This window comes from Vibrio sp. RM-41-2B (genome assembly GCF_024744415.1).
Classification (GTDB): domain Bacteria; phylum Pseudomonadota; class Gammaproteobacteria; order Enterobacterales; family Vibrionaceae; genus Vibrio; species Vibrio diabolicus.
Map to the genome: position 1 here is coordinate 1 of NZ_JAMQWD010000050.1, position 26,813 is coordinate 26,813.

Here is a 26,813-nt window from a genome sequence, read left to right on the forward strand (position 1 = left end):
TGTTTTGTGTCTTGCCAATGATTTAAAATTTAGCAAGCGCACCAAATATGGTGCCTCGAGGCGGAATCGAACCACCGACACGAGGATTTTCAATCCTCTGCTCTACCGACTGAGCTATCGAGGCAAAAGAATGGTGCCGACTACCGGAATCGAACTGGTGACCTACTGATTACAAGTCAGTTGCTCTACCTACTGAGCTAAGTCGGCACACTTTATTCTTTGTGCTTTTGTCCGTGTTATAACATTTCGTTAAGACACCAACAAATCAAATTGTGGTGCCCGGAGGCGGAATCGAACCACCGACACGAGGATTTTCAATCCTCTGCTCTACCGACTGAGCTATCCGGGCGACGGAGCGCTATTAAACGGATTTTCCCGCTTTGCGTCAACCACTTTTTTTAAATAATTTCAAAAAAGTGCTTGTTCGAACGCTTTTTATTCAACTATCACTACAAAGTTTGCTTTGAGTTAAATTCCTTTTTGAAATTTGTAACTTTTTCTAGGTAACGACGTGCTTCTGCGTTCGGATGTTTCTTAGTTAGTGCCCAATAAACTTGGTTGGGTTGCAACGAATTAAGATCTTGCATTGCGCGTTTGCGATCGCTGCGATGGAATGTGTTTAAAACACCTCCAGTACCACCATTGTAAGCGGAAATCATACTGTACTCGAGAGAGGTTGGGTGATGGACTTCTCTTAAATAACGATTTTTTAAGATGTAGAAATACGCAGTACCGGTATCGATGTTGTTTTCTGGATTAAACAAATATTCCGGGCTTGGCTGGCCTGAGCGCTTTTTCACGAGCTTGAATACGTCTCGACCGGCGGTTTTAGGTACAACTTGCATTAAGCCATACGCATTTGCCCAACTTACTGCGTACGGGTTGAAGCTGCTCTCGGTTTTAATAATGGCGTATATCAAATCTTCTGGAATATCGTATTTCTTGGAAGCTCGGCGCACGATATCGGCGTATTGGTAGCTGCGTGTTGAAAAATGGTCTTCAACCATGGGGATTTCGACGTAATACGCTTTCTTGAAATCTACGTCTTTGGTCTTGATCTTGTTTGCGATGAGATACTCCGCAAATCGGTTTGCCCGCCAAGACCACTGAATTGGCTTATTGTCTTGATCGACAACTTGTTTATACAGAAATGGTTGCCCCTCTAACGTGATACCTTTAGAGGAGAATAAGTCGACGTGCGCGGGATCGTCTGGTGTTAATAAGGTGGTGACAATCGCGTCTTTTAGGTGTTTTTGGGGCTCGGTCGGTGATACGGTCTCTATCGTGATCACGCCTTTGCGAAAGTCGACCTCGGCGCGGCTAAGATAGTTATCGATGTACTTAACGTAATTACTTTTGCCAGCGTACTTGATTTCTTTTTTACCCCAGCGCTTTTGAATATTGCCTGAAAAGCTATTGATTAAGGTATCTAGCGCCGCAGTATCTTTTTCAAATTGTCCTGGTAGCTCAGCTAAGTTATTGGCAAAACGGTTTGTTGGCTCGTAGTTGACGTCATAAATCTTTTCGACGAATTCACGGCTACAGCCAGCCATTAAAAGTGCGGCAGCAATAAAGACAATTTTTTTCATAAGTATCAGGGCTATTGAAGGTAATAGAAAAATGACACCACAAGTGGTTGTGATGTCATTGTTTTAACTCAAGCGACTTTATTCGCTCGGCGGTGTGTAACCTTCGATATGAACGTCTTTTCCTTCAAAGAGGAAGTTTACCATTTCTGTTTCGATCAGTTTTCGGTGCTCTGGATCCATCATGTTGAGTTTCTTTTCGTTGATCAACATGGTTTGTTTGTGTTGCCACTGAGCCCACGCTTCTTTCGAGATGTTGTCGAAAATACGTTTACCTAGTTCACCAGGGTAAAGTTGAAAGTCTAGACCTTCGCCTTCTTTTTTTAGTCGAGCACAAAATACAGTGCGGCTCATAATGACTCCTTGTATTCAATTAACGAAGTTCGTGGGGTAGCGCTTCCAGCAAGAGTTTTACTGGCGCGGCTAAACCGACTTCTTCAGGTTTAGATAAGTTATACCAAAGACCTTTGTTGCCTTCCATTATCACGTCCGGTTGCTTTGATAAATCAATCAAAATTGGCGTGATATCGAGGTGGTAATGGCTAAAGGTATGGCGAAAGGTAATCAGTGTTTGCTGCTGCTTGATATTGCTGGCTTGAATGCCACGTTGATCCAGTAGCAATTCAATGTCGCTTTCTACATCCACATGTTCGGTTTGCGGGAAGCAAAATAAGCCACCCCAAATGCCTGTTTGTGGTCTTTGTTCTAACCACACTTCATGACCATTCTCGGTGCTGTGGTGAAGCATTACAAAACGAGTTTGCTTGATTGGCTTGTCTTTTTTCGGTTTTTTACCCGGGTAGTCGAGCACATTGCCTTGTTGTTTTGCCACACACAGATCCGCAACAGGGCAGAGGCTACATTTGGGTTTGCTGCGTGTGCAGACCATTGCGCCCATGTCCATCATTGCCTGGTTATACTTATCTACGTCCGTTTGTGGGGTGTGCGTTTCGGCAATTTCCCACAGCTGGTTTTCAACCTTTTTTTGTCCTGGCCATCCTTCGACTGCGAAACAGCGGGATAGGGTGCGCTTCACGTTGCCATCAAGAATCGCATGTGGTTGTTTATACACAGACGATAAAACGGCGGCTGCGGTAGAGCGGCCAATCCCCGGTAAGGCGTTCATTTTCTCTATATCAAGAGGAAACTCACCATTGTATGTAGAGGCGACCTCTTGTGCTGCTTTGTGAAGGTTACGGGCTCGGGCGTAATACCCTAAGCCAGTCCAAAGGTGCAGGACTTCATCTTGCTCAGCATTGGCAAGATCGATCACGGTTGGAAAACGCTCCAAGAAACGTTGGTAATACGGAATAACCGTAGTGACCTGAGTTTGCTGAAGCATGATTTCAGACAACCAGACACTGTATGCGGTCTTATTTTGTTGCCACGGAAGATCTTTTCTTCCATATGCGTCATACCATTCTAGGATGGCACTGGCGAAAGGTGTCACGACTTGCTCTATATTCTATTATTGGTTAGGTGCAAAATTGCACCACATAATGGGCAAGAAGTACAACGGATAAACAGTAGGGATATAAAGAGGTGTGCTATTGCTTTTGGGCTGCCATAGGCCAAGAGCTCAACAAATACTTGCACCTCAGTAAATTCTTTGGATAATCCCCGCTTTGATTAATCAATGTGCAGGCAAAATCAATGAGTGAAGTAACCACTAACGAATACAACGAAGACGGAAAGCTGATCCGCAAAATCCGCAGCTTTGTGCGCCGTGAAGGGCGTTTGACTAAAGGTCAAGAGAGCGCGATGAATGAATGCTGGCCAACGATGGGTATTGACTTCAAAGCTGAACTTCTCGATTGGAAAGAAGTGTTTGGTAACGACAACCCCGTTGTACTAGAGATCGGTTTTGGTATGGGTGCTTCATTGGTTGAAATGGCAAAGAATGCACCAGAGAAGAACTTCATTGGTATCGAAGTACACAGCCCGGGTGTTGGTGCTTGTCTTGCGGATGCGCGTGAGGCGGGAGTTACTAACCTGCGTGTGATGTGCCATGACGCAGTGGAAGTGTTTGAGCATATGATTCCAAACGGCAGCCTATCGACACTGCAGTTGTTCTTCCCAGACCCTTGGCACAAGAAACGTCACCACAAGCGTCGCATCGTTCAATTAGGTTTTGCTGAAATGGTTCGTGAGAAGCTGATCCCTAATGAAGGTATTTTCCACATGGCGACAGACTGGGAAAACTACGCAGAGCACATGATTGAAGTTATGAACCAAGCGCCAGGTTTCGAAAACATTGCTAAAGATGGTGATTTCGTTCCTCGTCCAGACGACCGTCCTTTAACGAAGTTTGAAGCTCGTGGTCACCGTCTTGGTCACGGTGTGTGGGATATCAAATATAAGCGTATCGCGTAACTAGAGGAGTTCATGGGATGTACCATTACGCGATATTAGCGAATCCGGGTCATAACCGAATTTACTTTGATAGCGCAATGACCATTGCCTGTTCAGAGCTAAAAGCAATTTTAGCTTCACAAGGCGTGGATGTGACAGAAATTGGTAGTAAAGAGGTTGGCTTACCTGCAGCGTTGGTGTTTTCTTGTCAGGAAGCTCTAAGCGATGAGCAGACGCGAAGAATCGCAGCTTCTTCGATTTACTATGCACTATTTGAAGTGCGCGAAGATGGTTTACTTCGACCAATTCACGCGCCAGCGTTCAATACTTTCCCGGAAAGCATGAGTCAGATTCTGCGTTATACCGGGAAAACAAACGAGCAGTTTACTCGCTTGATGGTGAATATCGGCATTAGTGCGTCCAATACGGGAAGTGAGCAGCTGACCTTAATGGATCCAATGTGTGGTAAAGGTACAACCTTGTTTGAAGGCTTGATCCATGGTTTGAACGTGGTGGGGGTAGAGATCAATGCCAAGTGGGTGCAAGAGATCCAGACCTTTATCGTTAAGTTCATGAAGAATGGCCGCTTTAAGCACAAAGTGAGCAAAGAAAAGCGCACAGCGGGTGGCAAGAAAGTAGCGGATGGTTTCGTGGTTGAAGCAGCAGCAAATAAAGAAGATTACAACCAAGGCAATCTTCAGTTTATGAAGCTGTATTCGGCTGATACTCGTATCGCTGATCAAGTCGTGAAAAAGAACTCAGTTGATGTGATGGTGTCTGATCTGCCTTATGGTGTGCAGCACGGCAGCAAAAATGCCAAGGACAGCAAACTGAACCGCAGCCCACTAGAGCTTTTAAAAGAGGCTCTGCCTGCATGGAAAGTGGTAGTGAAAAAACAAGGTTCAGTGGTGTTGTCTTTCAATGAATTTACGTTGAAATGGAAAGACGTCGCGGCATTATTTGAAGAGCAAGGTTGGAAGGTACTTTCAGAAGAGCCTTACATCGGTTATCTTCACCGTGTTGATCAATCTATCAACCGCAATATTATTGTGGCAGTAAAACCATAATCGACTTGAGTCGAACGAACCCTATGGAAAAGCCAACGACACGTTGGCTTTTTTTACCTCTGAGCTCAACGAGTTCTCTTGTAAATAGAAGGTAGAGAATGAAACCGACAGTGGAAATTTTGACAGATATTTTGGCGGAAGTGCGCCCTTTAATCGGCCAAGGCAAAGTGGCTGATTACATTCCTGCTCTGGCAAAAGTACCCAGCAACAAGTTAGGTATTGCGGTATACACCAACGAAGGTGAGGTTATTAAGGCGGGCGATGCCGATGAACCTTTCTCTATCCAATCTATTTCAAAAGCATTGAGCTTGACGTTAGCGATGTGCTTGTACAAGCAAGAAGAAATTTGGTCTCGAGTGGGAAAAGAGCCTTCGGGGCAGGCATTTAATTCGCTAATCCAGCTAGAAATGGAGCAAGGTATTCCTCGCAATCCTTTTATTAATGCTGGAGCGATAGTTGTGGCGGATCTGTTGCAAACTCGCTTATCTGCACCTCGTCAGCGCCTATTGGAATTTGTACGTCAGCTTTCTGGTGATACTCATATTGTGTATGACAAAGTCGTCGCGGCATCCGAAATGATGCATGGTGATCGTAATGCGGCGATTGCATATCTCATGCGCTCGTTTGGCAACTTCGAAAATGAAGTGATTCCAGTGCTGCAAAACTACTTCCACGCTTGTGCGCTGAAGATGAGTTGCGTCGACTTGGCTAAAACGTTTAGCTATTTGGCAAATAAGGGCACATCGGTACAAACGGGTAAGCCCGTTGTTTCTCCCGTGCAAACCAAACAACTTAATGCACTGTTAGCAACGTGTGGCCTGTATGATGGCGCGGGCGAGTTTGCTTATCGTGTTGGCATGCCTGGTAAGTCTGGTGTCGGTGGTGGCATTATCGCGGTAGTACCTGGTGAAATGACCATTGCAGTATGGTCTCCAGAGCTTGACCCTTCAGGTAACTCCCTTGCTGGTACTAAGGCGCTTGAATTGCTATCGGAGCGAATTGGCCGTTCGATTTTCTAATATTGAATGTTCTATATAAAAAGCCTCTCAATTGAGAGGCTTTTTTGTTTTTGGGCTGCGTTACTCTTCGCTTTCTTCGGCCATAAAGGCTTCGAGCAAGTCATTAAGGAAGAGCTTCCCTTTTTCAGTAATTTGCCAATGAGTGGCGGTTTCACTCAAGTAGCCCATTTCTAACGCCCAATCAATAGTTTCTTGAATCGTACTGAGCGGCAAGCCTGTGGTGTCCACGTAATCTTGCTTCGGGCATGCTTCCATTAAGCGGAATCGGTTCATAAAGAACTCGAATGGACGATCTTCATCCGCGACGACATGTTCCGTATGCAGATAAGGTTTGACCATATTTTGATAAGCCGCTAAATAGCCACGCGGGTGTTTTACCTTTGTCGTTCGAATAATACGTCCGTCGGTAAAACTGAGTTTGCCATGAGAGCCACAACCGATACCAAGGTAATCGCCAAAGCGCCAGTAGTTGAGGTTGTGCTGACACTGATAGCCCGGCTTGCTGTAACCCGAGATTTCATATTGCACATAACCCGCGGCTGCAAGTTTTTGGTGTCCGAGCTCGAAAATATCCCACAAATCATCATCATCAGGTAGCGTTGGTGGCTTGTAGTAAAACATGGTGTTTGGCTCGATAGTGAGCTGATACCAAGAAAGATGCGGCGGTGCCAACTCAATCGCTTTGTCCAAATCTGCCAAGGCTTGTTCGATGCTTTGATCAGGTAAGCCGTGCATGAGATCGAGGTTAAAGCTGTTCAAACCGATTTGGTGCGCTAATTTAGCAGCATTGACGGCTTCGTCTTGGCCGTGAATGCGCCCCAAACGCTCAAGCTTCTGTTGCTCAAAGCTTTGCACGCCGATAGAGATACGCGTTACACCAGCTTTGCGGTAGCCAACAAAACGCTCTGCTTCGATGGTGCCTGGGTTAGCTTCCATGGTGATCTCAATTTCTGGCTTAAACGGAATACGCGCTTCAATGCCCTTAAGTAGACGCTCGATGCCTTCTGCCGAAATCAAACTCGGCGTACCACCACCAATGAAGACTGAATGCAGTGGACGTGGCACTTCGTTAAGGCGGTATTTCTGAATGTCAGTATCTAAATCTTCTAGAAGAGCACTGATGTACTCTTCTTCTGGAATCTCGGTTTTGAGCGCGTGAGAGTTAAAGTCGCAATACGGGCACTTTTGTACACACCAAGGGATGTGTACATACAAGCTGAGTGCTGGGGGCGTTAACATGGTCTAATTCGCTCGTGATTACTGAGACACTTGCTCAGACAGTTGAGCAAACAACGACTTGAGCGCTTTACCGCGGTGAGACAGTTGTTTTTTACGTGCAGGTTCAAGTTCGGCTGACGCACAGTTGTTTTCAGGAACAAAGAAGATTGGGTCGTAGCCAAAGCCATTTTCACCGTGCGCTTCAGTTAGAATGCGGCCTTCCCATTTTCCGTGGCAGACGATAGGCGTTGGGTCGTTCTCGTGGCGCATGAGGACTAATACGCAGTGGAAACGTGCTGTACGTTCTGCTTCTGGTACGCCTTCCATTGCCGATAGCAATTTTTCTAGATTCTCTTGATCAGATGCGTTCTCGCCTGCGTAACGTGCAGAGTAAATGCCCGGAGCGCCTTTTAAGAAATCGACTTCTAAGCCAGAGTCGTCTGCAATCGCAGGAAGCCCTGTTTCTTGTGCGGCATGGCGAGCTTTGATGATCGCGTTTTCAATGAAGGTTGTACCCGTTTCTGCTACTTCCGATACATTGAATTCACTTTGCGCTAATACTTCAAAACCGAAGTCAGACAATAAATCTGCCATTTCACGAACTTTGCCTTGGTTACCGGTTGCTAGCACAATTTTTTTCATGGGAATCTCTTTTAATAGTGATAGAGGAGAACAAATCGTTCTCCTCTAGATATTCTTTAACTAATAAATGGTTTTTAGCCTGCTTAGATCCAAAAGCTTTTGGATCATCACAACCCAATTACTCTTCAACATAAAACTTCTGGGTGAATTTAAGCTTACCTGAGCCTTTGTTTCCAGCTTTTACGTCAATATCGAAAGTAAAAGTTTCTTCGTGGGTAATTGGTAGTTCGGCTAAATAGTATATCGCATTGCCTTCTTTGACTTCACGAAAGGACAAGGTCTGAGTTTGGCCGATGAGGTTTTTCGCGCGTCCAGCAATTTTTGCTTCTAATGCAGGTTTACCCAATGAAGCTCTATCTAGCACGCTAATATTAACCACAGCGAGGTATCCATTACGCTTGATATCGTAGCTACGTGCGACTTTCGGTGTTAAGAATGTCGAGTTAAACGCGACATAGTGTACTTCGATATCTTTCATATTTTTAAACTGATCGGCGAAGCTTGGTAACGACAATAGGCTGATCAGTAATGCGGTAATCCATTTGCTCATTGTTACTTCCTCAAAGCACTTGTTATAAAACAACCATAGCTGCAATTTTACCTTGGTCACGGGGTAAAAATGCGAACTCAGTCATTGGTACTAGTAAGTGTGGTACAAAATTGTAAATAAAAAGCCATCATAAGATGGCTTTAATTTCTGTCGGTATCTGGGTAGGTGATTCTATCCGAATTTGTTTGTGCCGTCCTAATTCACCTTTTTCTATGTGAACCAAACCCTTAGCGATTTTAAACTGCTTGGCTAAGAACTTAGTTAGGTGCGCATTAGCTTTGCCATCGACAGGTGGAGCAGTAATGGCGATTTTGAGCTCTTCACCATGCAAGCCAACGATTTTATCGCGGCTTGCTTTAGGTTGAATATAGAGCTTTAGGATGATGTCCTCGCCATCTTGCCAAACTGCGGCTGACATTATAATTGGAACCAAATTGGACCAATGATATCACCCATCAAGAAGTTCGCGAACTGCAAGCCGATAAACAGCACCAGTACGCTCAAATCAAGACCACCAATAGCCGGAATAATACGACGGATTGGTGTGCACATTGGCTCGGTTAATTGATGGAATACGTACTCGATAGGACTGCGACCTTGGCTTACCCAGCTCAAAATTGCACGGATCAATAGTACCCAGAACAGCAGACCTCCAGCGGCTTTGATTAATGATAACAAGCCTAAGAACAAGAAATCAGCGCTGAAAGAGACGGAACCGTTCGAAGCTATCAGGATCAGAACGACAAATTTAAGCACACACAACACGTAGGCAAACAACACGGTTGCTAGGTCAATATTCCCCACGGAAGGGATAATGCGGCGCAGTGGACCAATGACCGGTTGAGTCGCTTTTACTATGAATTGCGAGAATGGGTTGTAGAAGTCTGCGCGTGCAGCTTGCAACCAAATTCGCAAAATTACGACCATGATGTACAGGTCAAATAGGGTTGAGATGAGAAAACTCATTGAATTCATAAGGTACCCTTAACAAGTGATGGATGATACTAAACGGAGTTCATCCAAATAATTAAAACAGTTTTTCCATTTCTTCCGCGCGAGCCACAGCAGCTTGCATGGCTTTAGCAACAATATCTGAAAGTTGATGTTCGTTGAATGTACGCAGTGCTTCTGCCGTTGTCCCACCTTTCGATGTCACGTTCTCACGCAGGGTCGATAGCTCAGTTTCTGGGTTGCTAACCACCATACTGGCCGCGCCCAATGCAGCTTGCTGAACCAATAGTCGAGCGGTGTCTTTATCAAAGCCTTGAGCAATCGCTTCTGCTTGCATCGCCTCCATAAACAGGAAGAAGTATGCCGGAGCACTGCCTGCAGCGGCAATCACATTATTGATGCCAGACTCTTGCTCAACCCAACATACTTTACCGACCGCTTCCATTAACTCTGCAGCAAAAGCTTTGTCTTGCTCAGTTACATGGGCTGGTGCGAATAAACCACTCATGCCCAACCCAAGTTGTGATGGCGTATTTGGCATAACACGAACCAAGTTCAATTTGGTGGCTAGCATATCATCCAATCGTGAACAGTTGATGCCTGCTGCAATAGAAATCACCAGTTTATTAGTGAAATCGATCGCTTGCAGTGGTTTACAAACATCCGCCATCATTTGCGGTTTCACAGACAATACCACCACATCCGCCTCGGTCGCCGCTTGGATGTTATCGCTGGTGGTACGGATGCCAAAATCTTGTTCTAGCGGAAGACGGCGAGCCTCTGAAGGAGCTGTCGCGGTAATGTTTTGCGCTGGGTATCCGTTAGCAACCAAGCCAGAAACAATGGCTCTCACCATGTTGCCAGCACCAATGAAGGCGATTTTTTTATGTTCCATTTGTCTGATTTCCATCATGATATTTAGAGTTTATTGTGCGCTCAGGTGTATAATGGCGCCGCTGTTACTTACTGCTCCTATTGGCGAGTAAGATGATTGCGCGATTTACTCTTTAATTTAACGACGAATTTATGTCGCTAGTGAGCGTTTTGTTGATTTAGCTGTAGTCTCGCACGCCGAAAATAGCGGTTCCAATACGAACCATTGTACTACCAGCTTCGATTGCAGCGGTCATATCACCACTCATTCCCATTGATAATGTATCGATTTCTGGGAACTGTGCTTCGAGTGTTTGCTTCAATGTGGCCAACTTCTGAAACTCATGAAGCTGTGATTCGTAGTCAGACACGTTGGCAGGAATCGACATCAACCCTCTTAAAGTGAGGTTGGGTAGGCGAGAAATCAACTCCGCCAGCTCGAATACTTCCGCCTCGGTGACACCAGACTTAGATGCTTCACCACTGGTGTTAACCTGAATCAGAACTTGTAGCGGTTTAAGTTCACTGGGACGCTGATCATTCAGGCGTTGAGCAATCTTGGTTCGATCGATGGTGTGAACCCAATCGAAATGTTCAGCAACAAGTCGCGATTTATTCGACTGAATCGGGCCAATGAAGTGCCATTCGATTCGATTATCTGGATAATGCTCGGCAAAGTGCTGAACTTTACTGACGCCCTCTTGGACGTAGTTTTCACCAAAGGCGGTTTGTCCCGCTTGGTAGGCTTCGAGAATTGCCTCGACAGGTTTAGTTTTGCTTACCGCTAGAAGTTGCACTGACTCTGGAGTTCGACCACATTTTTGCTCGTCATATCGAATTTGAGAGGTGATATGTTCAATATTTTGTTGAATACTACTCATAGCTGTACTTTAGACTTAAGGATTTTAAATGGATATCACTGAGTTACTGGATTTTAGTGTAAAACATAATGCCTCGGATCTACATCTTTCTGCAGGTGTCCCACCAATGGTTCGTATTGATGGGGATGTGAGAAAACTAGGCATTCCAGCGTTTACACACCAAGAAGTGCATCGTTTGGTTTTCGAAATCATGAACGATGCCCAACGCAGTGAGTTCGAAGAAAAACTCGAAGTCGACTTCTCTTTTGAGTTGCATAACGTTGGTCGTTTCCGTGTCAACGCTTTCAACCAATCTCGTGGCTGTGCGGCAGTATTCCGTACCATTCCAAGTAGCATTCCAACTTTGGAAGAGCTGGAAGCTCCCGAGATCTTCAAAAAAATTGCGAACGCTGAAAAAGGCTTAGTTCTGGTTACTGGCCCAACAGGTTCTGGTAAATCGACGACCTTAGCAGCCATTGTTGACTACATTAATCGTAATCACAACAAGCACGTACTCACAATTGAAGATCCGATTGAATTTGTTCACAACAACAATAAATGTTTGATCAACCAGCGTGAAGTACACCGTGATACGCATAGTTTCCAAAACGCACTGCGCAGCGCATTGCGTGAAGACCCGGATGTCATTCTGGTTGGTGAGATGCGTGACAAAGAAACCATCAGTCTTGCGTTAACGGCGGCGGAAACGGGGCACTTAGTGTTCGGCACGTTACACACCAGCTCGGCGGCAAAAACCATTGACCGTATTATCGATGTGTTCCCTGGTAGTGATAAAGACATGGTGCGCTCGATGCTTTCTGAATCCCTTCGTTCGGTTATCGCACAAAAATTATTGAAACGTAATGGTGGTGGCCGTATTGCATGCCATGAAATCATGATGGCAACGCCTGCGATTCGTAACTTGATCCGTGAAGACAAAGTCGCGCAGATGTATTCGATCATTCAAACTGGTGCGGCTCACGGCATGCAAACCATGGAGCAAAATGCTCGTCAGTTAATGGCACAAGGTATGGTCGCTCGTGAAGAGGTCGATAGTAAGATCGGGTTAGAAGTGCAGCAATTCTCGTAATACGTAGGTGAACACGGAAGATGGATCTAAATAAATTTCTCGAAGGTATGCTGGCGCTGAAAGCGTCGGATCTTTACATCACGGTTGGTGCGCCAATTTTGTTTCGCGTGGATGGCGAATTGCGACCACAGGGTGAAAAACTTACCGAGAGTGATGTGGCGGCATTACTCGACAGCGCTATGGAGCCAGATCGGCGTCAGGAATTTCGTAAAAGTCGTGAGTCGAATTTTGCCATTGTGAGAGATTGTGGCCGCTTCCGTGTTAGTGCCTTTTTTCAACGGGAATTACCGGGTGCGGTGATTCGTCGTATTGAAACCAATATTCCCACCTTTGAGCAATTAAAGTTACCGTTAGTGTTGCAAGATTTAGCGATAGCCAAGCGTGGTTTGGTGCTGGTGGTTGGTGCTACTGGGTCAGGTAAATCCACCACCATGGCGGCAATGACGGGCTATCGAAACAGCAACAAGACGGGACACATTTTGACGGTCGAAGATCCGATCGAATTCGTGCATGAGCACAAGCGCTGTATCGTGACTCAACGCGAAGTTGGGTTAGATACGGAAAGCTATGAAGTTGCGCTTAAAAACTCGCTGCGCCAAGCACCAGATATGATTTTGATTGGTGAGATCCGTAGCCGTGAAACAATGGAATACGCGATGACCTTCGCCGAAACGGGCCATTTGTGTATGGCAACGTTGCACGCCAACAATGCCAACCAAGCTTTAGAGCGCATTCTTCACTTGGTACCGAAAGATCAAAAAGAACAATTCTTGTTTGATTTGTCGATGAACCTAAAAGGTGTGGTTGGTCAGCAGCTGATCCGAGATAAGAATGGGCAGGGGCGCCATGGTGTATTTGAGATCTTGCTAAATAGCCCACGAGTATCTGATTTGATCCGTCGCGGAGATTTGCATGAGTTGAAGTCAACCATGGCTCGCTCAAATGAGTTTGGTATGCTGACGTTCGATCAATCTCTTTATAAGTTGGTGATGCAAGGTAAGATCAGCGAAGAGGATGCGCTGCACAGTGCCGATTCGGCGAATGATTTGCGCTTGATGTTGAAAACACAGCGTGGCGAAGCATTCTCTACGGGCAGTCTTGCTAACGTTAAGATCGATATGGATTAAGCGTGTTTAGACGAAAAAAGGTTGGCACTTGCCAACCTTTTCTTGTTTTGAGTATTGTGTTTTATTCACCCCAGAGGGCTTCAAACCAGCTTTCTAGAATCACCACCGCTGACTGGCAGTCCACATTCCCTTTCGATAGGGCTTTGTAGCCGCCCATGCTGAACAACTCCGCACGAGCTTCTGCTGTAGATAAACGCTCATCATGCAGTTCAACAGGTAAGCCGTATCGGCCTTGCAGACGCTTAGCAAATTTTCGTGCACGAGGGGTTATGGTCTCAAGGTCTTTGCCATGAAGATCAGTTGGTAAACCGACCACTAGCAAATCTGGCTGCCACTCTTTGATTTGCTTTTCGATATCGTCCCAATTTGGAATACCGTCATTGGCTTTAAAGGCTTTTAATGGGGAAGCCGTACCAGTAATTTCTTGGCCAATAGCGCTACCAATGCTTTTGGTTCCAAAGTCAAAAGCCATAATTGTGCGTGACATAAGGTGTCTCTATCTAATGTAACTGTATTTCGGACTAAGCATGTCCAGAGTCTGCTGAAAGGTGACTTGGGTCGATGCCCAGCTTTTCGACCGCTTTCTTCCAACGCTCGTTGATTGGTGTATTAAAGATAATTTCAGGCGTCGCTTCAATGGTGAGCCAAGAGTTTTCGACCAGTTCACTTTCTAATTGACCTGCACTCCAACCTGAATAGCCAAGTGCCACTAAGTAATCACTTGGTTCTGCTTCTGTTCCTAACACCGAAAGAATGTCACGTGAAGTGGTTACTGCGAGGTCATCGGTCATTTGGACGCTGGACTCGTAGTAATCTTTAGGTTTATGCAGAATAAAACCACGATCTTCCGAGATTGGGCCGCCATTGTAGACTGGTCTATCTAAACTGGCTTCAAATAGACGCGGGTGTACCGGCTGAACTTCCACCTGCTTGAGCATGTTGCCGACGGTGATATCAACAGGAGCATTGATCATCAACCCCATAGCGCCGTCTTCGTTGTGCTCACAAACGTAGATCACGCTGTTTTGAAAGTACGGATCTTTCATCCCAGGCATGGCAACTAAAAAGTGATTTGTGAGATTCATACTCATATTGACCCTTAACTCTCGTAAATGCCCCTAAGCAAACATCATACAGTTTACCATCTAGGTATGTGCATGAGTTTGCTTAAGTTAATGTACTACGCTCTCTATTAACTGTAATACAGTTTGAGTTATTCGCCTTTTACTCGACGCTCAATCGCATCCATCAGTTTGCCAGTGATTGAGATGTCAAAAGCCGCTTCAATTTCGCGAATACAGGTTGGGCTGGTGACGTTGATTTCCGTTAGCTTATCGCCAATTACGTCAAGGCCAACAAAGATAAGGCCTTTTTCTTTCAGTGTAGGAGCCACAGTTTGAGCAATCTTAATATCGGTCTCGCTTAGTGGTCGAGCCTCACCTGTGCCACCAGCCGCAAGGTTGCCGCGCGTTTCACCTTTTGCAGGAATACGAGCTAGACAGTAAGGCATTGGTTCACCATCTACGACTAAGATACGTTTGTCACCGTTGCTGATATCTGGCACGAAGGTTTGCGCCATTGCGTAGTTTTGACCGTGGTTGGTCAGTGTCTCGATGATTACAGAGACGTTAGGGTCGTTTTCTTTTACGCGAAAGATAGATGCGCCGCCCATACCATCAAGCGGTTTTAGGATGACATCACCATGTTTTTCACGAAACTCTTTAATTTTTTCTGCTTTTCGCGTCACGATTGTCGTTGGTGTCAGCTCAGGGAACCACGCTGTAAACAGTTTTTCATTACAATCACGTAGACTTTGAGGTTTGTTAACGATCAGTGCACCTTGTTCTTCTGCACGCTCAAGGATGTAAGTCGCGTAGATGTATTCTGTGTCAAACGGAGGATCTTTACGCATTAGTACAGCGTCTAGCTCAGACAGTTCGATCGTTTGCTCTGATTTGAACTCGTACCAACCGTTTGGATCTTCTTTTAGTTCCACCACTTTAGTATCTGCAATGGCAACGCCTTGATCGAGATGCAGATCATTCATTTCCATGTAGTGGATTTCATAGCCGCGTCGTTGCGCTTCAAGCATCATGGCAAAGCTAGAGTCTTTTTTGATGTTAATGGACGAAATTGGGTCCATCACAATGCCGAGTTTGATCATTATTTTTCTCCGTTTAACCAAGATCGCCGAAACGAACTTGTAAGGCTGTAATTGCTGTCAGAGCCGCTGTTTCGGTGCGCAGAACGCGAGGGCCGAGTAGCGTTTCTTCAAATTGATATTCTCGAGTCATCTCGATCTCTTCAGACGATAAACCGCCTTCAGGGCCGATCAGTAGGCGCACTTTCTCAACCGGTGTTGGCAGTGTGTTGATTGAGTAGTTAGCACGAGGATGAAGATTGAGCTTTAAGCCATCGTACTCTTCTTTACACCACTCTTCCAAGCTCATAATTGGACGAATTTCTGGAACGACATTGCGTCCACACTGCTCACAGGCACTGATGGCGATTTTTTGCCATTGCGCGAGTTTTTTCTCAAAGCGCTTTTGGTCAAGCTTGACGCCACAACGTTCGGAAATCAGAGGTGTGATGGTATTGACGCCAAGTTCCACTGACTTTTGGATAGTGAACTCCATCTTATCGCCACGTGAAATAACTTGACCAAGGTGCAGGTCTAAAGGGGATTCAATACTGTTTTCTACACGCTCGGTAATGTTAACCAAAACCGTCTTTTTGCTGACTTCACTGATAACCGCTGGGAATTCTGCGCCGCTGCCGTCAAATAGGAGAACGTCTTGGCCTTCTTTCATGCGAAGAACACGGCCGATATGGCCTGCTGCGTCGTCACTTAAAGCAAGTGAGCCAAGTTGATGAATGGTTTCTGGATGATAAATTCGAGGGATACGCATGAGATTTCCAGCAAGAGAATAAACTTAAACCCTAACATGGATGCTTTAAACCGAAAAAACAAGGGGCAAGAAGCGTTTCAATATCAGTTATTGAAACGCTTCAAGGTAGAGGAGCACTAGAGTGCGCGACAGGCTTTTTGAACAAATGGGTTATGATTGCCTTGTACTTTGGCAATGCGCTCGTCACGCTCACATTCCCATTTATCGACTGGGTAGGTTTTGTTCCAAGCACTCATCAACTGCGTTTGCTGTTTTGATAATTTAAAGCCGTACTCTTTGCTCATGTATAGGTAGGTACGAGCAATCGAACCTCGAGCACGGTCTGGTGGCATGACTTTACGCTGCTTAAAGTTCACTTGCATCTCACAGCGACCATAACTCACGCCATCGATACCGTTCCATTGGCTAAAGTTGTAGTTCGAACGGTCACCGTTTACTTCACCAATGGCAGGGGTTAGGTTGTGCAGGTCTGCTTCCATCAAGCGAAAGGTTTTGTCTTTTTTCTTGCAGTTTTTACGTCCACCATCTTGCCAGCATTGACGCTGGTGGCCAAATTGCCACGCAGGTACCACATGCTCCCATTCGATTCGTGCGGCCCGCTTTTCCTGTTTACGGACTTGGTAACCGCAAGAGGCTAAATCTGGGGAGCCTTTTTTGCCTTGCCATTGAATGTTGCAGCCACAGTAAAAGCTCGTTGGATGGTCTTGATAAATTTTTACCGCCTCACGTTTGGCGGCAGAGAATGAACTTGGTGGCGCGGCAACCGCAGTGCTAGAAAGCGCGATAAGTAACAGAGAGAATAGGTATTTCATGATTAAAGTCTTTATAAAGTATGACTTTATTCATGATAACACGCATAAAATAGCTTTAGTGATGAGTAAGTTAACAATAAATGGCGAAGGGAAGGTTTTGATAAACTCGATCTTTATTTTGGGAACGCAAGTAACACTATGAGATATAGATTACGATAACTGAACGCCCGTGAAGTTAAGTGGTTGGCGGCATTTTTGACAAGAGTACGTCGCCTCTTTGCGCAGCACTTTATTATGACGGCGAATCGATAGAGGGTAGGTCATACAGCCACAACGATACTCAAAGGTTTTACCTTGAACGGATTTTACTTCAAAGCTGTGAGTGGTTTTGGCTGGTACGTTAAATACGGCTTCCATGACGCCTTTCCATTCTTTGCCATGAGGCCTAACTCGCCCGTAAACCTGATAGGTAATCAGGTGCGCTACCTCATGAGGAATGACTTCATCTAAGAATGCTTGGGTGTTTTCACGAAATAAAACAGGGTTTAGGCGTACTTGATTTAATTGAAGGTAGGCTTTTCCTGCCGCTTTCCCACGGACGTCGAAGGTGATTGTTGGAATCGGGAAAGAACGTTTGAAAGCTTGCTCTGCCATCGCGATGCAGTCCGCCATCACTTGCTTGGCTTTATAGCTTAGTTCTATATCCACAATTCACCTCGATAAATCAAATAAAAAAGCCCCCGCATTTGCGAGGGCCAGATCATAGCATCAGTTAATTACGGAGTGTGTTTTTTCTTGATGGTGGCATGGTAAGCATGCCATGTACCGTAGCCTAGAATTGGCATGGTAAACAACATTCCGATCCCGTACGTTGCAAAGCCGATAAGAATACCTCCGCAGATGATCGCCGCCCAAACAATCATCGCTGGAATGTTGGATTTCACCGCATTAAAGCTGGTAAATACAGCGGTCATCATATCCACTCGACGCTCCATCATGAGCGGAATAGAAAAGGCTGAAATGCTAAACACCACACAAGCCAAAACAAAGCCAACTAAAGATCCTATGACAAGGAAGGGTAGGAACTCACTTAAAGGTGCCCCTTGAACAGAAGGGTAGAGCGCATGAAGTAGAGCGGCAATGCGCATCCAAAATATCATACACACTGCGAGTAACACGGCGAATGCCCATTGAGATGTTGAGTTACGACCGATCGCTTTCATGGAATGGAACAAGCTTGCTTTGTGTCCGCGCTCTCTCTCCCAACTGGCATCATACAAGCCGAGCGCGAGAAATGGACCGATTAACATGTAAACAATCAAACTGGGCATGACGACCAAGTGTGTGCCTTGCCACTGTACGAGCAAAACAATGCCTATCGCAGCCGCCATAAAACAGATGCCATAGAAAGCACTGATGAGGGGCATTCGCACGAAATCATGCAGACCTAATGCGAGCCAATGAAAAGGTGCAGAAAGATTGACCGTATTACACGGTATGGTTCTGGCGTATTCGTTATCTGGCACTTCCTTTCGCTTGTTGTGGAAGTCCGATGGATTAACAGTTCGAGGCATAACTCCTCCTTGATTTATTCCCACATTATCCGCTTATACCAACTGACAGCGGTTTTTGTTCAGTCAAACTTGAAGCGACTTTTTCAAGTTTACATCTGAGCATTGGCTTAGTTTGGTATCGGCCATAAAGATGCCTGACTTGTGTCTTTCGTAAGTGTTGTTGCCACAGTCGCCAGCATCCGACGTCTCTATTTAAATTGGAATTAACAATATTTTAACTATTGGCGGAGATGGGATAATTTACAAATAATTGCTGAAAATTTATTCGGTATAAAAGTGAGGGAAAAACACAACTACTTCGTGAGGCGGGGCGGTATTAGTCGAAATGGCTGGATAAAAGTTGCTGAAAATAAAAAGCCCCCGCCATAGGCGAGGGCTTGATTGATTCTTGCTTGGCTTGATTATTTGATGCCAGCGAAATCACGTAGAAGTGCAGCTTTGTCTGTCGCTTCCCACGGGAATTCTTCACGACCGAAGTGACCGTAAGCGGCTGTCTTCTTGTAGATAGGTTGAAGAAGGTTAAGCATTTCTTGTAGACCGTATGGACGTAGGTCGAAGAATTGACGAACCGCTTCAATGATGATGTCGTGAGATACTTTCTCAGTACCGAACGTTTCCACCATGATAGACGTTGGATCAGCAACACCGATTGCGTAAGAAAGTTGGATCTCACAACGGTCAGCCATGCCAGCCGCTACGATGTTTTTCGCTACGTAACGTGCTGCGTATGCTGCACTACGGTCAACTTTTGATGGATCTTTACCAGAGAACGCACCGCCACCGTGACGAGCTGCGCCGCCGTAAGTATCTACGATGATCTTACGACCTGTTAGACCACAGTCACCCATAGGACCACCGATTACGAAGCGACCCGTTGGGTTGATGAAGAAGTTTGTTTCTTTGTTGATCCACTCAGAAGGTAGCACTGGTTTAATGATCTCTTCCATTACCGCTTCACGCAGGTCTGAAGTTGAGATTGAATCACAGTGTTGAGTTGAAAGAACAACCGCGTCGATACCAACGATGTTACCTTGATCGTATTGGAATGTTACCTGAGATTTTGCATCAGGACGCAACCAAGGTAGTGTGCCGTTTTTACGAACTTCTGCTTGCTTTTGAACAAGACGGTGAGAGTAAGTAATTGGCGCTGGCATTAGTACTTCAGTTTCGTTACAAGCGTAACCAAACATGATGCCTTGGTCGCCTGCACCTTGTTCTTTAGGGTCAGCTTTATCAACACCTTGGTTGATATCTGGCGACTGTTTACCGATTGTGTTTAGTACCGCACAAGAATCTGCGTCAAAGCCCATATCTGAATGTACGTAGCCGATTTCACGAACGGTTTCACGAGTTAACTCTTCGATGTCTACCCATGCTGAAGTCGTGATTTCACCACCCACCATTACCATACCGGTTTTAACGTAAGTCTCACATGCAACACGAGCCTTTGGATCTTGCTCTAGAATCGCGTCAAGAACCGCATCAGAAATCTGGTCTGCAATTTTATCTGGATGACCTTCTGATACTGACTCAGAAGTAAACAGGTGCTTAGCCATGTTAGCTCCACTATATCTGGTTTAAAACTGGGGAATGATAAACTCTCCAGCGCAAATTAATACTAATTTTTGTAGGTGTATCTACATCTAGACGTCTATTCTAAATTTGATTGCTCGAATTACAAGCTCTTTTTTGGTTTTTGTTATAACCAAACGTTTGCCTGATTTATTGATAATTTTAAGAACTTCGAACGATTTGGCGCGAAAGGTGCAATATTTGTGAGGTTTTGGACTGGAAAACGTTTGCACACCCAACAGGGCTTTGAGAGAATTATGACCTACTTTTCGTTTCGCTTAATGTACTCAGGAGCAGACATGTCGTCTCGTAAACATCTTGCCAATGCAATTCGTGCTCTAAGCATGGATGGTGTTCAACAAGCTAACTCAGGCCACCCAGGCGCACCAATGGGTATGGCTGATATCGCTGAAGTTCTTTGGCGCTCTCACCTAAACCACAACCCATCAAACCCAGAGTGGGCCGACCGTGACCGCTTCGTGCTGTCAAACGGTCACGGCTCAATGCTAATTTACTCTCTACTGCACTTAAGCGGTTATGAGCTATCTATTGACGATCTGAAAAACTTCCGTCAATTGCACTCAAAAACCCCAGGTCACCCAGAGTACGGCTACGCGCCTGGTATCGAGACAACAACGGGTCCTCTTGGCCAAGGCATCACTAATGCTGTTGGTATGGCTATCGCAGAGAAAGCACTAGCGGCACAGTTCAACAAAGAAGGTCACGACATCGTTGACCACTTTACGTATGTGTTCATGGGTGACGGCTGTCTAATGGAAGGCATCTCGCATGAAGCATGTTCTCTAGCAGGTACGCTAGGTCTAGGCAAACTGATCGCGTTCTGGGATGACAACGGCATTTCTATCGACGGTCACGTTGAAGGTTGGTTCTCTGACGATACACCTAAGCGTTTTGAAGCTTACGGCTGGCACGTAATCCCAGCGGTAGACGGTCACGATCCTGAAGCAATCAACGCAGCGATTGAAGCGGCTAAAGCGGATCCTCGTCCGACTCTAATCTGTACTAAAACAATTATCGGTTTCGGTTCTCCTAACAAGTCTGGTTCGCACGACTGTCACGGTGCGCCATTAGGTCACGATGAGATTCAAGCGGCTCGCGAATACCTAGGTTGGGAGTACGGTCCATTTGAAATCCCTGCAGATGTTTACGCTGAGTGGGACGCAAAAGAAGCAGGTGCAGCGAAAGAAGCGGCTTGGAATGAAAAGTTTGAAGCATACGCAGCAGCTTACCCTGCAGAAGCAGCAGAGCTTAAACGTCGTCTAAACGGCGAACTTCCAGCGGAATGGGAAGAAAAAGCGAACCAAATCATTGCTGATCTTCAAGCAAACCCAGCGAACATTGCATCACGTAAAGCATCGCAAAATGCACTAGAAGCGTTTGGTCAAATGCTTCCTGAGTTTATGGGTGGTTCTGCTGACCTAGCGCCTTCTAACCTGACCATGTGGTCTGGTTCTAAGTCTCTAGAAACGGATGACTTCTCTGGCAACTACATCCACTACGGTGTACGTGAATTCGGTATGACCGCTATCATCAACGGTATCGCATTGCACGGTGGTTTCGTTCCTTACGGCGCAACATTCCTAATGTTCATGGAATACGCTCGTAACGCAATGCGTATGGCTGCGCTGATGAAAATTCAGAACATCCAAGTGTACACGCACGATTCGATTGGTCTTGGCGAAGATGGCCCAACTCACCAACCTGTTGAGCAAATGGCATCTCTACGCGTAACGCCAAACATGAGCACATGGCGTCCGTGTGACCAGGTTGAGTCTGCCGTAGCATGGAAACTAGCGATTGAACGTAAAGATGCACCAACAGCACTTATCTTCTCTCGTCAAAACTTAGCGCAACAAGATCGTACAGCTGAGCAAGTAGCGAACATCGCGAAAGGTGCTTACATCCTGAAAGATTGCGAAGGCAAGCCAGAGCTTATCCTTATCGCAACAGGCTCTGAAGTTGAGCTAGCAGTAGAAGCTGCGACTCAACTAACAGCAGAAGGTAAGAAAGTACGCGTGGTTTCAATGCCATCAACAGATGCATTCGACAAACAAGACGCCGCTTACCGTGAAGCAGTATTGCCATCAGACGTAACGGCACGCATCGCTATCGAAGCAGGTATTGCTGACTTCTGGTACAAGTACGTTGGTTTCGATGGTCGCATCATCGGCATGACGACATTTGGTGAATCTGCACCTGCTGGTCAACTATTCGAGATGTTTGGCTTCACGACTGAAAACGTAGTGAACACAGCAAAAGAATTGCTAGCGTAACTGCTAGATTGTCTCAATAGTCCGAACGTAAAGGACGACTGTTAGATACTAAAGTTGGAAAGGCCATCATTGCGATGGCCTTTTTGTTTTTTGTCAGGTTTTCCAACCTTGTGGAATGCTTTGGTGAATACAGTCTAAAAGTACGGATAAGCGCAGTGGTGGTCTTCCTGCAGGCGTATAGCAGTTAATGGAGATGGGCTCTGAAAGCCAACCTTCTAAGCAAGGTGTGATTCGACCCGGATGATGTTTCTCGTAGCCGCTTGCTGTCCAAGTTGGCAGCAGTCCAATACCATGACCATTCGCGATGCTGTCGATCTGCATTGCGATGTTGTCGCTGTATAAGCGACTCACAAATGGCTCTAAAAAGAACTCACCGTGTTGGGGGTGTGAGAGCATCAATCCATTTTCTTGTACCGAGCCAAAATCGATCCACGGATGCGCTTCAAGCTCTTTGGGGTGCAGGATCGAACCGTGTTGTTCAAGATAAGCTGGAGAGGCAAAGGGCGTGTAACGAAATGAGCCTAATACCTCTTTGCGCCAATCGAGATCTTTACGCTCACCGAGCCAGATGAACAAATCTGGGTCATGGTGCGCTTCAGAAAAGTCACTGGTAAGTTGAACCCTAACGTCAGGATTATCGGCAAGAAAACCGTTGAGCACACCACCTAGCCAACTTCTAACTAATGCTGTGTGACAAACAATATGTAGCGGCCCTGAAACTTGGTTTGTTAAACCTTGAAGCGCGTCATAACTCTCTTCACTTAGCTCAAGAATCTGGCGACTGTAGTGGGCAAAAATTTCTCCCGCTCTTGTCAGAACTAATCGGTTACCTTGTCTTGCGGTTAGAGCCTGACCGAAATCTTCTTCTAATTGTGCTAAGCGACGACTCAGCGTTGATTTAGGCTGGTTGAGGGCCTTGGCAGCGGCGGTCAAACTCTTATGCTGATTGAGCGCATCAAAGGCTCGAATTGATGCTAAGTCGTGCATATTTCATTAACTCCTTACTGCGTTATGCACGGGTTCCATAAATGGGAAGAACCGTTCCATAACTCTCACTATGCATCTCATTCTATTTGTGAATAATTCACTTTCGAAAATAATAATCATTATCAATTATGGAGATGTAGATGTCTACTCTTAGACTGCCAGTTATTACTGCAACTGGTATTTTAGCCTTCGTCAGTGTCCCTCATGTGTTTGCCAATGATGCGGTTTCTAAAATGGAAACAGTGGTTGTAACTGCATCAAGTTATGAGCAATCTCAAGCGGACGCGCCTGCAAGTATTAGTGTGATTTCGCGTGAGGAGTTGGACTCTCGTTATTACCGCGATGTGACTGATGCATTAAAAAGTGTGCCTGGTGTCGTCGTAACAGGTGGTGGTGACACTACCGATATCAGTATCCGTGGTATGGGTTCTAAATACACTTTGATACTGGTCGATGGTAAACGTCAAAGCACACGTGAAACTCGTCCAAATAGTGACGGTCCTGGTATCGAACAAGGTTGGTTGCCTCCTCTTCAAGCGATTGAGCGAATTGAAGTTATCCGTGGTCCAATGTCGACGCTTTATGGCTCTGATGCGATTGGTGGTGTAATTAACGTGATCACGCGAAAAGACGCGATGGAGTGGACAGGTAATGTTCAGCTAGGCACGGTTCTGCAAGAAAACAGTCGCTCGGGCGGAGAGCAGAGCGCGAATTTCTTCGTCAATGGGCCGCTAGCCGAAAATCTATCTCTCCAAGTATACGGTCAGTATACCGCAAGAGAAGAAGACGATATTGAATACGGTTATGAAGATAAAGATATGCAAAGTATCTCTTCAAAACTGACCTACCAGATTAATGACCGCCATTCTGTGCAACTAGAGGGTGGCACATCGGCACAAAGTCGTCGCGGTAACGTTGGCCTTTCCGTACCAACGACGGGTTGCCGAAGAGGTTGTGAGGATTCACTCAACGAATATCGTCGTAATTATGTAACGCTAAGTCACAATGGCGACTGGGACTCGGTTGGCATCTCAGATACTTACTTACAACGTGAAGAGAGCGAAAACAAATCTCGCGAGATGACGATCACCAACACCACATTCAAGTCGAGCTTAGTGACTGGAATTGGAAACCATACGCTGACGACCGGTGTGGATGCTACTCATGCCGAGCTTGAGGATTTCACCTCCAACAAAGCGTCATCGAAGACCGAAACATCGAATACGCAGTGGGCTGTTTTCATTGAAGATGAATGGAGAATCGCCGATCCGTTTAGCGTTACGCTTGGTGGTCGTCTAGATCATGACGAAAACTATGGCGCGCACTTTAGTCCGCGTGTCTATGGTGTATGGCGAGTTGACCCGTCTTGGACTGTGAAAGGCGGTGTGGCAACAGGTTTCCGTTCTCCGCAATTACGTGAAATTACTCCTGGTTGGGCGCAAGTCAGTGGCGGCGGTAATATCTACGGTAACCCAGACCTTGATCCTGAAACGTCGCTAAACAAAGAAATCAGTGTCTTGTATCAAGGTGACTCTGGTTTAGACGTCTCTTTGACTGCGTTCCATAATGAGTTCAAAGACAAGATCACACGTGTTGTTTGCCCAGATACCATCTGTACAGATGGACCAAACCAATGGGGTGCAGATCCAACGTACCGCATTAACGTGGACGAAGCGGTCACACAAGGTATTGAAGCGACCTTAGCATCGCCATTAACGGAAACCATTTACCTCAGCTCGAGCTACACATTTACTGACTCAGAGCAAAAAACAGGTGAATACAAAGGCATGCCGCTGCAGCAGCTACCAAAGCATCTGTTTAATGTGGATGTAACTTGGCAAACAACAACAGATCTAGAAAGTTGGGCTAAAGTAACTTACCGAGGTAAAGAAATGGATCCGGTTACTGGCCCATCAAGAAACAGTATCGTAGAGCCTGCTTATACCTTTGTGGACGCTGGTGTGACATACCAGTTAACCGATAATACTCGTATTAAAGGCGCGATCTATAACTTGCTGGATGAGGAAATCAGTTACGAAGAATACGGATATGTCGAAGATGGTCGTCGCTACTGGTTAGGTTTAGACGTCGCATTTTAATTATTGTTGTAATAAGGCCGAGCATTGTCTCGGCCTTTTTTAATCCTGCTTTACTATGATTCAACAGGTGCGTTTTTCAGCCTGATCAGGTAGTATCTGTGACACGAAATTTTTGGTAGGGCGAAGGATAAATGCTAAAGGTTGCGATCAATGGATTTGGACGTATAGGTCGTAATGTTCTGCGAGCCGTGTATGAAAGCGGAAAACATCAGCAGATCAAGGTTGTGGCGGTGAACGAATTAGCGCAGCCAGAAGCGATGGCGCACCTACTGCAATATGACACTAGCCATGGTCGCTTCGGTAAAAAAATCTCCCACGACCAAGAACACTTGCATGTTCATCATGACAGCGGCGAATATGACTCTATTCGCATTCTTCACCTCTCTGAACTCGAACTACTTCCTTGGCGCGATTTAGAAGTCGATATTGTCTTGGATTGCACTGGCGTGTTTGGTTCACAAGCTGATGGGCAAGCGCATATAGAAGCTGGCGCGAAGAAAGTGCTGTTTTCACACCCGGGCGCAAACGACATAGATAATACGATTATATATGGTGTGAACCACGAAACTCTGAAAGACGAACACCGTGTTGTCTCCAATGGCTCTTGCACCACCAACTGTATCGTTCCTATCATTAAAGTGTTAGACGAAGCCTTCGGTATTGAGTCCGGTACCATTACCACGATTCACTCTTCCATGAACGATCAGCAAGTAATCGATGCGTACCATAACGATCTACGCCGTACCCGCGCAGCGAGCCAATCTATTATTCCGGTTGACACCAAGTTGCATAAGGGGATTGAAAGAATCTTCCCGAAATTTTCCAACAAATTCGAAGCAATTTCTGTTCGTGTCCCAACCGTTAACGTCACCGCAATGGATTTAAGTGTCACAATTAATACAAATGTGAAAGTTAATGACGTAAATCAAACCATTGTTAACGCATCTCAGTGTACATTACGTAACATTGTTGACTATACTGAATCGCCACTCGTTTCCATCGACTTTAACCACGACCCCCATAGTGCGATTGTTGATGGAAGCCAGACTAGAGTGAGTAACGGGCAACTCGTAAAAATGCTCGTTTGGTGCGACAACGAATGGGGCTTTGCTAACCGGATGCTGGATACTGCCTTAGCAATGCAAGCTTCTTCTCAAGTGGAGCAGTAATGACGAAGAAGTAATGGAGAATTTTTATTTCAAGCCTTGAAATAAATCCATGATATCTCCATATCATCTATAACCAGTTTGAAGAATTAACAGGCTTGGCAGGGTTGCCGAGTTTTCAAAAA

General features: G+C 45.7%; 27 protein-coding genes and 3 tRNA genes. 8 read left to right on the plus strand and 22 right to left on the minus strand.

The features are described from left to right. Nucleotides 1-48 precede the first annotated feature (48 nt). From NB463_RS19970 to mutY, 6 genes are all read right to left on the minus strand, one after another. Nucleotides 49-124: transfer RNA gene (locus tag NB463_RS19970), tRNA-Phe, on the minus strand. A 7-nt stretch (nt 125-131) separates the two neighbouring features. After that, nucleotides 132-207 (minus strand) — tRNA-Thr (locus NB463_RS19975). Between the two features lie 66 nt (nt 208-273). After that, a tRNA-Phe gene (locus NB463_RS19980) sits at nt 274-349 on the minus strand. Nucleotides 350-449: 100 nt separating this feature from the next. Beyond that, nucleotides 450-1,589, minus strand: a complete 1,140-nt coding sequence (gene mltC / locus NB463_RS19985) for a membrane-bound lytic murein transglycosylase MltC (RefSeq protein WP_258432124.1) — start codon at nt 1,587-1,589, stop codon at nt 450-452. Between the two features lie 78 nt (nt 1,590-1,667). Continuing rightward, the gene (locus NB463_RS19990; protein ID WP_005381002.1) at nt 1,668-1,940 is read right to left on the minus strand and encodes an oxidative damage protection protein; all 273 of its coding nucleotides are present in this window, start codon (nt 1,938-1,940) and stop codon (nt 1,668-1,670) included. Between the two features lie 19 nt (nt 1,941-1,959). Continuing rightward, nucleotides 1,960-3,036 carry an A/G-specific adenine glycosylase gene (gene mutY, locus NB463_RS19995; RefSeq protein WP_145473477.1) on the minus strand — a complete coding sequence of 359 codons (1,077 nt, stop codon included), beginning with the start codon at nt 3,034-3,036 and terminating at the stop codon, nt 1,960-1,962. Nucleotides 3,037-3,239: 203 nt separating this feature from the next. Here mutY and trmB point away from each other — a divergent pair, with 203 nt between their 5' ends. The 3 genes from trmB (at nt 3,240) to glsB (ending at nt 6,024) form a co-directional block, all read left to right on the plus strand. After that, nucleotides 3,240-3,959 carry a tRNA (guanosine(46)-N7)-methyltransferase TrmB gene (trmB, locus tag NB463_RS20000; protein WP_006743099.1) on the plus strand — a complete coding sequence of 240 codons (720 nt, stop codon included), beginning with the start codon at nt 3,240-3,242 and terminating at the stop codon, nt 3,957-3,959. A 17-nt stretch (nt 3,960-3,976) separates the two neighbouring features. After that, the gene (locus tag NB463_RS20005; protein ID WP_258432127.1) at nt 3,977-5,005 is read left to right on the plus strand and encodes a TRM11 family SAM-dependent methyltransferase; all 1,029 of its coding nucleotides are present in this window, start codon (nt 3,977-3,979) and stop codon (nt 5,003-5,005) included. A gap of 98 nt (nt 5,006-5,103) precedes the next feature. After that, complete coding sequence (gene glsB, locus NB463_RS20010) at nt 5,104-6,024, plus strand: glutaminase B (RefSeq protein WP_005393987.1); 921 nt, start codon at nt 5,104-5,106, stop codon at nt 6,022-6,024. Nucleotides 6,025-6,084: 60 nt separating this feature from the next. Here glsB and hemW read toward each other — a convergent pair whose 3' ends face one another. The 7 genes from hemW to NB463_RS20045 form a co-directional block, all read right to left on the minus strand. Next, nucleotides 6,085-7,263, minus strand: a complete 1,179-nt coding sequence (hemW, locus tag NB463_RS20015; RefSeq protein ID WP_258432129.1) for a radical SAM family heme chaperone HemW — start codon at nt 7,261-7,263, stop codon at nt 6,085-6,087. Between the two features lie 18 nt (nt 7,264-7,281). Beyond that, on the minus strand, nt 7,282-7,884 hold the full coding sequence (locus tag NB463_RS20020; protein WP_046875112.1) for an XTP/dITP diphosphatase: 603 nt from the start codon (nt 7,882-7,884) through the stop codon (nt 7,282-7,284). A 118-nt stretch (nt 7,885-8,002) separates the two neighbouring features. Next, nucleotides 8,003-8,434, minus strand: a complete 432-nt coding sequence (locus NB463_RS20025; protein WP_005393982.1) for a DUF4426 domain-containing protein — start codon at nt 8,432-8,434, stop codon at nt 8,003-8,005. 127 nt (nt 8,435-8,561) lie between these two features. After that, complete coding sequence (yggU, locus tag NB463_RS20030; RefSeq protein WP_005393980.1) at nt 8,562-8,852, minus strand: DUF167 family protein YggU; 291 nt, start codon at nt 8,850-8,852, stop codon at nt 8,562-8,564. Beyond that, the gene (locus tag NB463_RS20035; protein WP_258432130.1) at nt 8,852-9,409 is read right to left on the minus strand and encodes a YggT family protein; all 558 of its coding nucleotides are present in this window, start codon (nt 9,407-9,409) and stop codon (nt 8,852-8,854) included. Before NB463_RS20035 ends, yggU begins: the two co-directional genes overlap by 1 nt. 52 nt (nt 9,410-9,461) lie before the next feature. Further along, nucleotides 9,462-10,280 carry a pyrroline-5-carboxylate reductase gene (gene proC / locus NB463_RS20040; protein ID WP_047008834.1) on the minus strand — a complete coding sequence of 273 codons (819 nt, stop codon included), beginning with the start codon at nt 10,278-10,280 and terminating at the stop codon, nt 9,462-9,464. Between the two features lie 157 nt (nt 10,281-10,437). Continuing rightward, the gene (locus NB463_RS20045; RefSeq protein ID WP_053807738.1) at nt 10,438-11,139 is read right to left on the minus strand and encodes a YggS family pyridoxal phosphate-dependent enzyme; all 702 of its coding nucleotides are present in this window, start codon (nt 11,137-11,139) and stop codon (nt 10,438-10,440) included. 28 nt (nt 11,140-11,167) lie between these two features. Between NB463_RS20045 and NB463_RS20050 the strand changes: the two genes are divergently transcribed. Together NB463_RS20050 and NB463_RS20055 are read left to right on the plus strand one after the other, a co-directional pair. Continuing rightward, nucleotides 11,168-12,208 (plus strand): type IV pilus twitching motility protein PilT, encoded by a 1,041-nt coding sequence (locus NB463_RS20050; RefSeq protein WP_005381015.1) that lies wholly within the window; start codon nt 11,168-11,170, stop codon nt 12,206-12,208. Nucleotides 12,209-12,228: 20 nt separating this feature from the next. Further along, on the plus strand, nt 12,229-13,335 hold the full coding sequence (locus NB463_RS20055) for a PilT/PilU family type 4a pilus ATPase (RefSeq protein ID WP_006743091.1): 1,107 nt from the start codon (nt 12,229-12,231) through the stop codon (nt 13,333-13,335). A 61-nt stretch (nt 13,336-13,396) separates the two neighbouring features. On the opposite strand, the gene ruvX is transcribed toward NB463_RS20055, so the two are convergent. The 8 genes from ruvX to metK form a co-directional block, all read right to left on the minus strand. Continuing rightward, nucleotides 13,397-13,822: a Holliday junction resolvase RuvX gene (gene ruvX, locus NB463_RS20060; protein ID WP_005381017.1), complete on the minus strand. Its 426-nt coding sequence runs from the start codon at nt 13,820-13,822 to the stop codon at nt 13,397-13,399. Nucleotides 13,823-13,856: 34 nt separating this feature from the next. Beyond that, entirely contained in the window at nt 13,857-14,420 is a 564-nt protein-coding gene (locus tag NB463_RS20065; RefSeq protein WP_005381020.1) for a YqgE/AlgH family protein, read from the minus strand. 128 nt (nt 14,421-14,548) lie between these two features. Further along, on the minus strand, nt 14,549-15,499 hold the full coding sequence (gene gshB, locus NB463_RS20070) for a glutathione synthase (protein ID WP_006743090.1): 951 nt from the start codon (nt 15,497-15,499) through the stop codon (nt 14,549-14,551). A gap of 13 nt (nt 15,500-15,512) precedes the next feature. After that, a complete protein-coding gene (gene rsmE / locus NB463_RS20075; protein WP_005393970.1) occupies nt 15,513-16,244 on the minus strand; it encodes a 16S rRNA (uracil(1498)-N(3))-methyltransferase in 732 nt (243 codons plus the stop codon). 116 nt (nt 16,245-16,360) lie between these two features. Beyond that, complete coding sequence (gene endA, locus NB463_RS20080; RefSeq protein ID WP_047008832.1) at nt 16,361-17,056, minus strand: deoxyribonuclease I; 696 nt, start codon at nt 17,054-17,056, stop codon at nt 16,361-16,363. 150 nt (nt 17,057-17,206) lie between these two features. Further along, nucleotides 17,207-17,704 (minus strand): SprT family zinc-dependent metalloprotease, encoded by a 498-nt coding sequence (locus NB463_RS20085; protein WP_258432131.1) that lies wholly within the window; start codon nt 17,702-17,704, stop codon nt 17,207-17,209. Between the two features lie 68 nt (nt 17,705-17,772). Next, on the minus strand, nt 17,773-18,570 hold the full coding sequence (locus NB463_RS20090) for a DUF2189 domain-containing protein (RefSeq protein WP_005381026.1): 798 nt from the start codon (nt 18,568-18,570) through the stop codon (nt 17,773-17,775). Between the two features lie 401 nt (nt 18,571-18,971). Next, a complete protein-coding gene (gene metK / locus NB463_RS20095; protein WP_005381027.1) occupies nt 18,972-20,126 on the minus strand; it encodes a methionine adenosyltransferase in 1,155 nt (384 codons plus the stop codon). A gap of 315 nt (nt 20,127-20,441) precedes the next feature. On the opposite strand from metK, the gene tkt reads away from it, so the two are divergent. Further along, nucleotides 20,442-22,436 (plus strand): transketolase, encoded by a 1,995-nt coding sequence (tkt, locus tag NB463_RS20100; RefSeq protein ID WP_005393956.1) that lies wholly within the window; start codon nt 20,442-20,444, stop codon nt 22,434-22,436. Between the two features lie 93 nt (nt 22,437-22,529). On the opposite strand, the gene NB463_RS20105 is transcribed toward tkt, so the two are convergent. After that, nucleotides 22,530-23,423, minus strand: a complete 894-nt coding sequence (locus NB463_RS20105; RefSeq protein WP_005393954.1) for a LysR family transcriptional regulator — start codon at nt 23,421-23,423, stop codon at nt 22,530-22,532. A 140-nt stretch (nt 23,424-23,563) separates the two neighbouring features. Here NB463_RS20105 and NB463_RS20110 point away from each other — a divergent pair, with 140 nt between their 5' ends. Then, nucleotides 23,564-25,522: a ligand-gated channel protein gene (locus NB463_RS20110; RefSeq protein ID WP_005393952.1), complete on the plus strand. Its 1,959-nt coding sequence runs from the start codon at nt 23,564-23,566 to the stop codon at nt 25,520-25,522. A gap of 131 nt (nt 25,523-25,653) precedes the next feature. Beyond that, on the plus strand, nt 25,654-26,691 hold the full coding sequence (gene epd, locus NB463_RS20115; RefSeq protein ID WP_006743084.1) for an erythrose-4-phosphate dehydrogenase: 1,038 nt from the start codon (nt 25,654-25,656) through the stop codon (nt 26,689-26,691). Nucleotides 26,692-26,813: the final 122 nt, after the last annotated feature.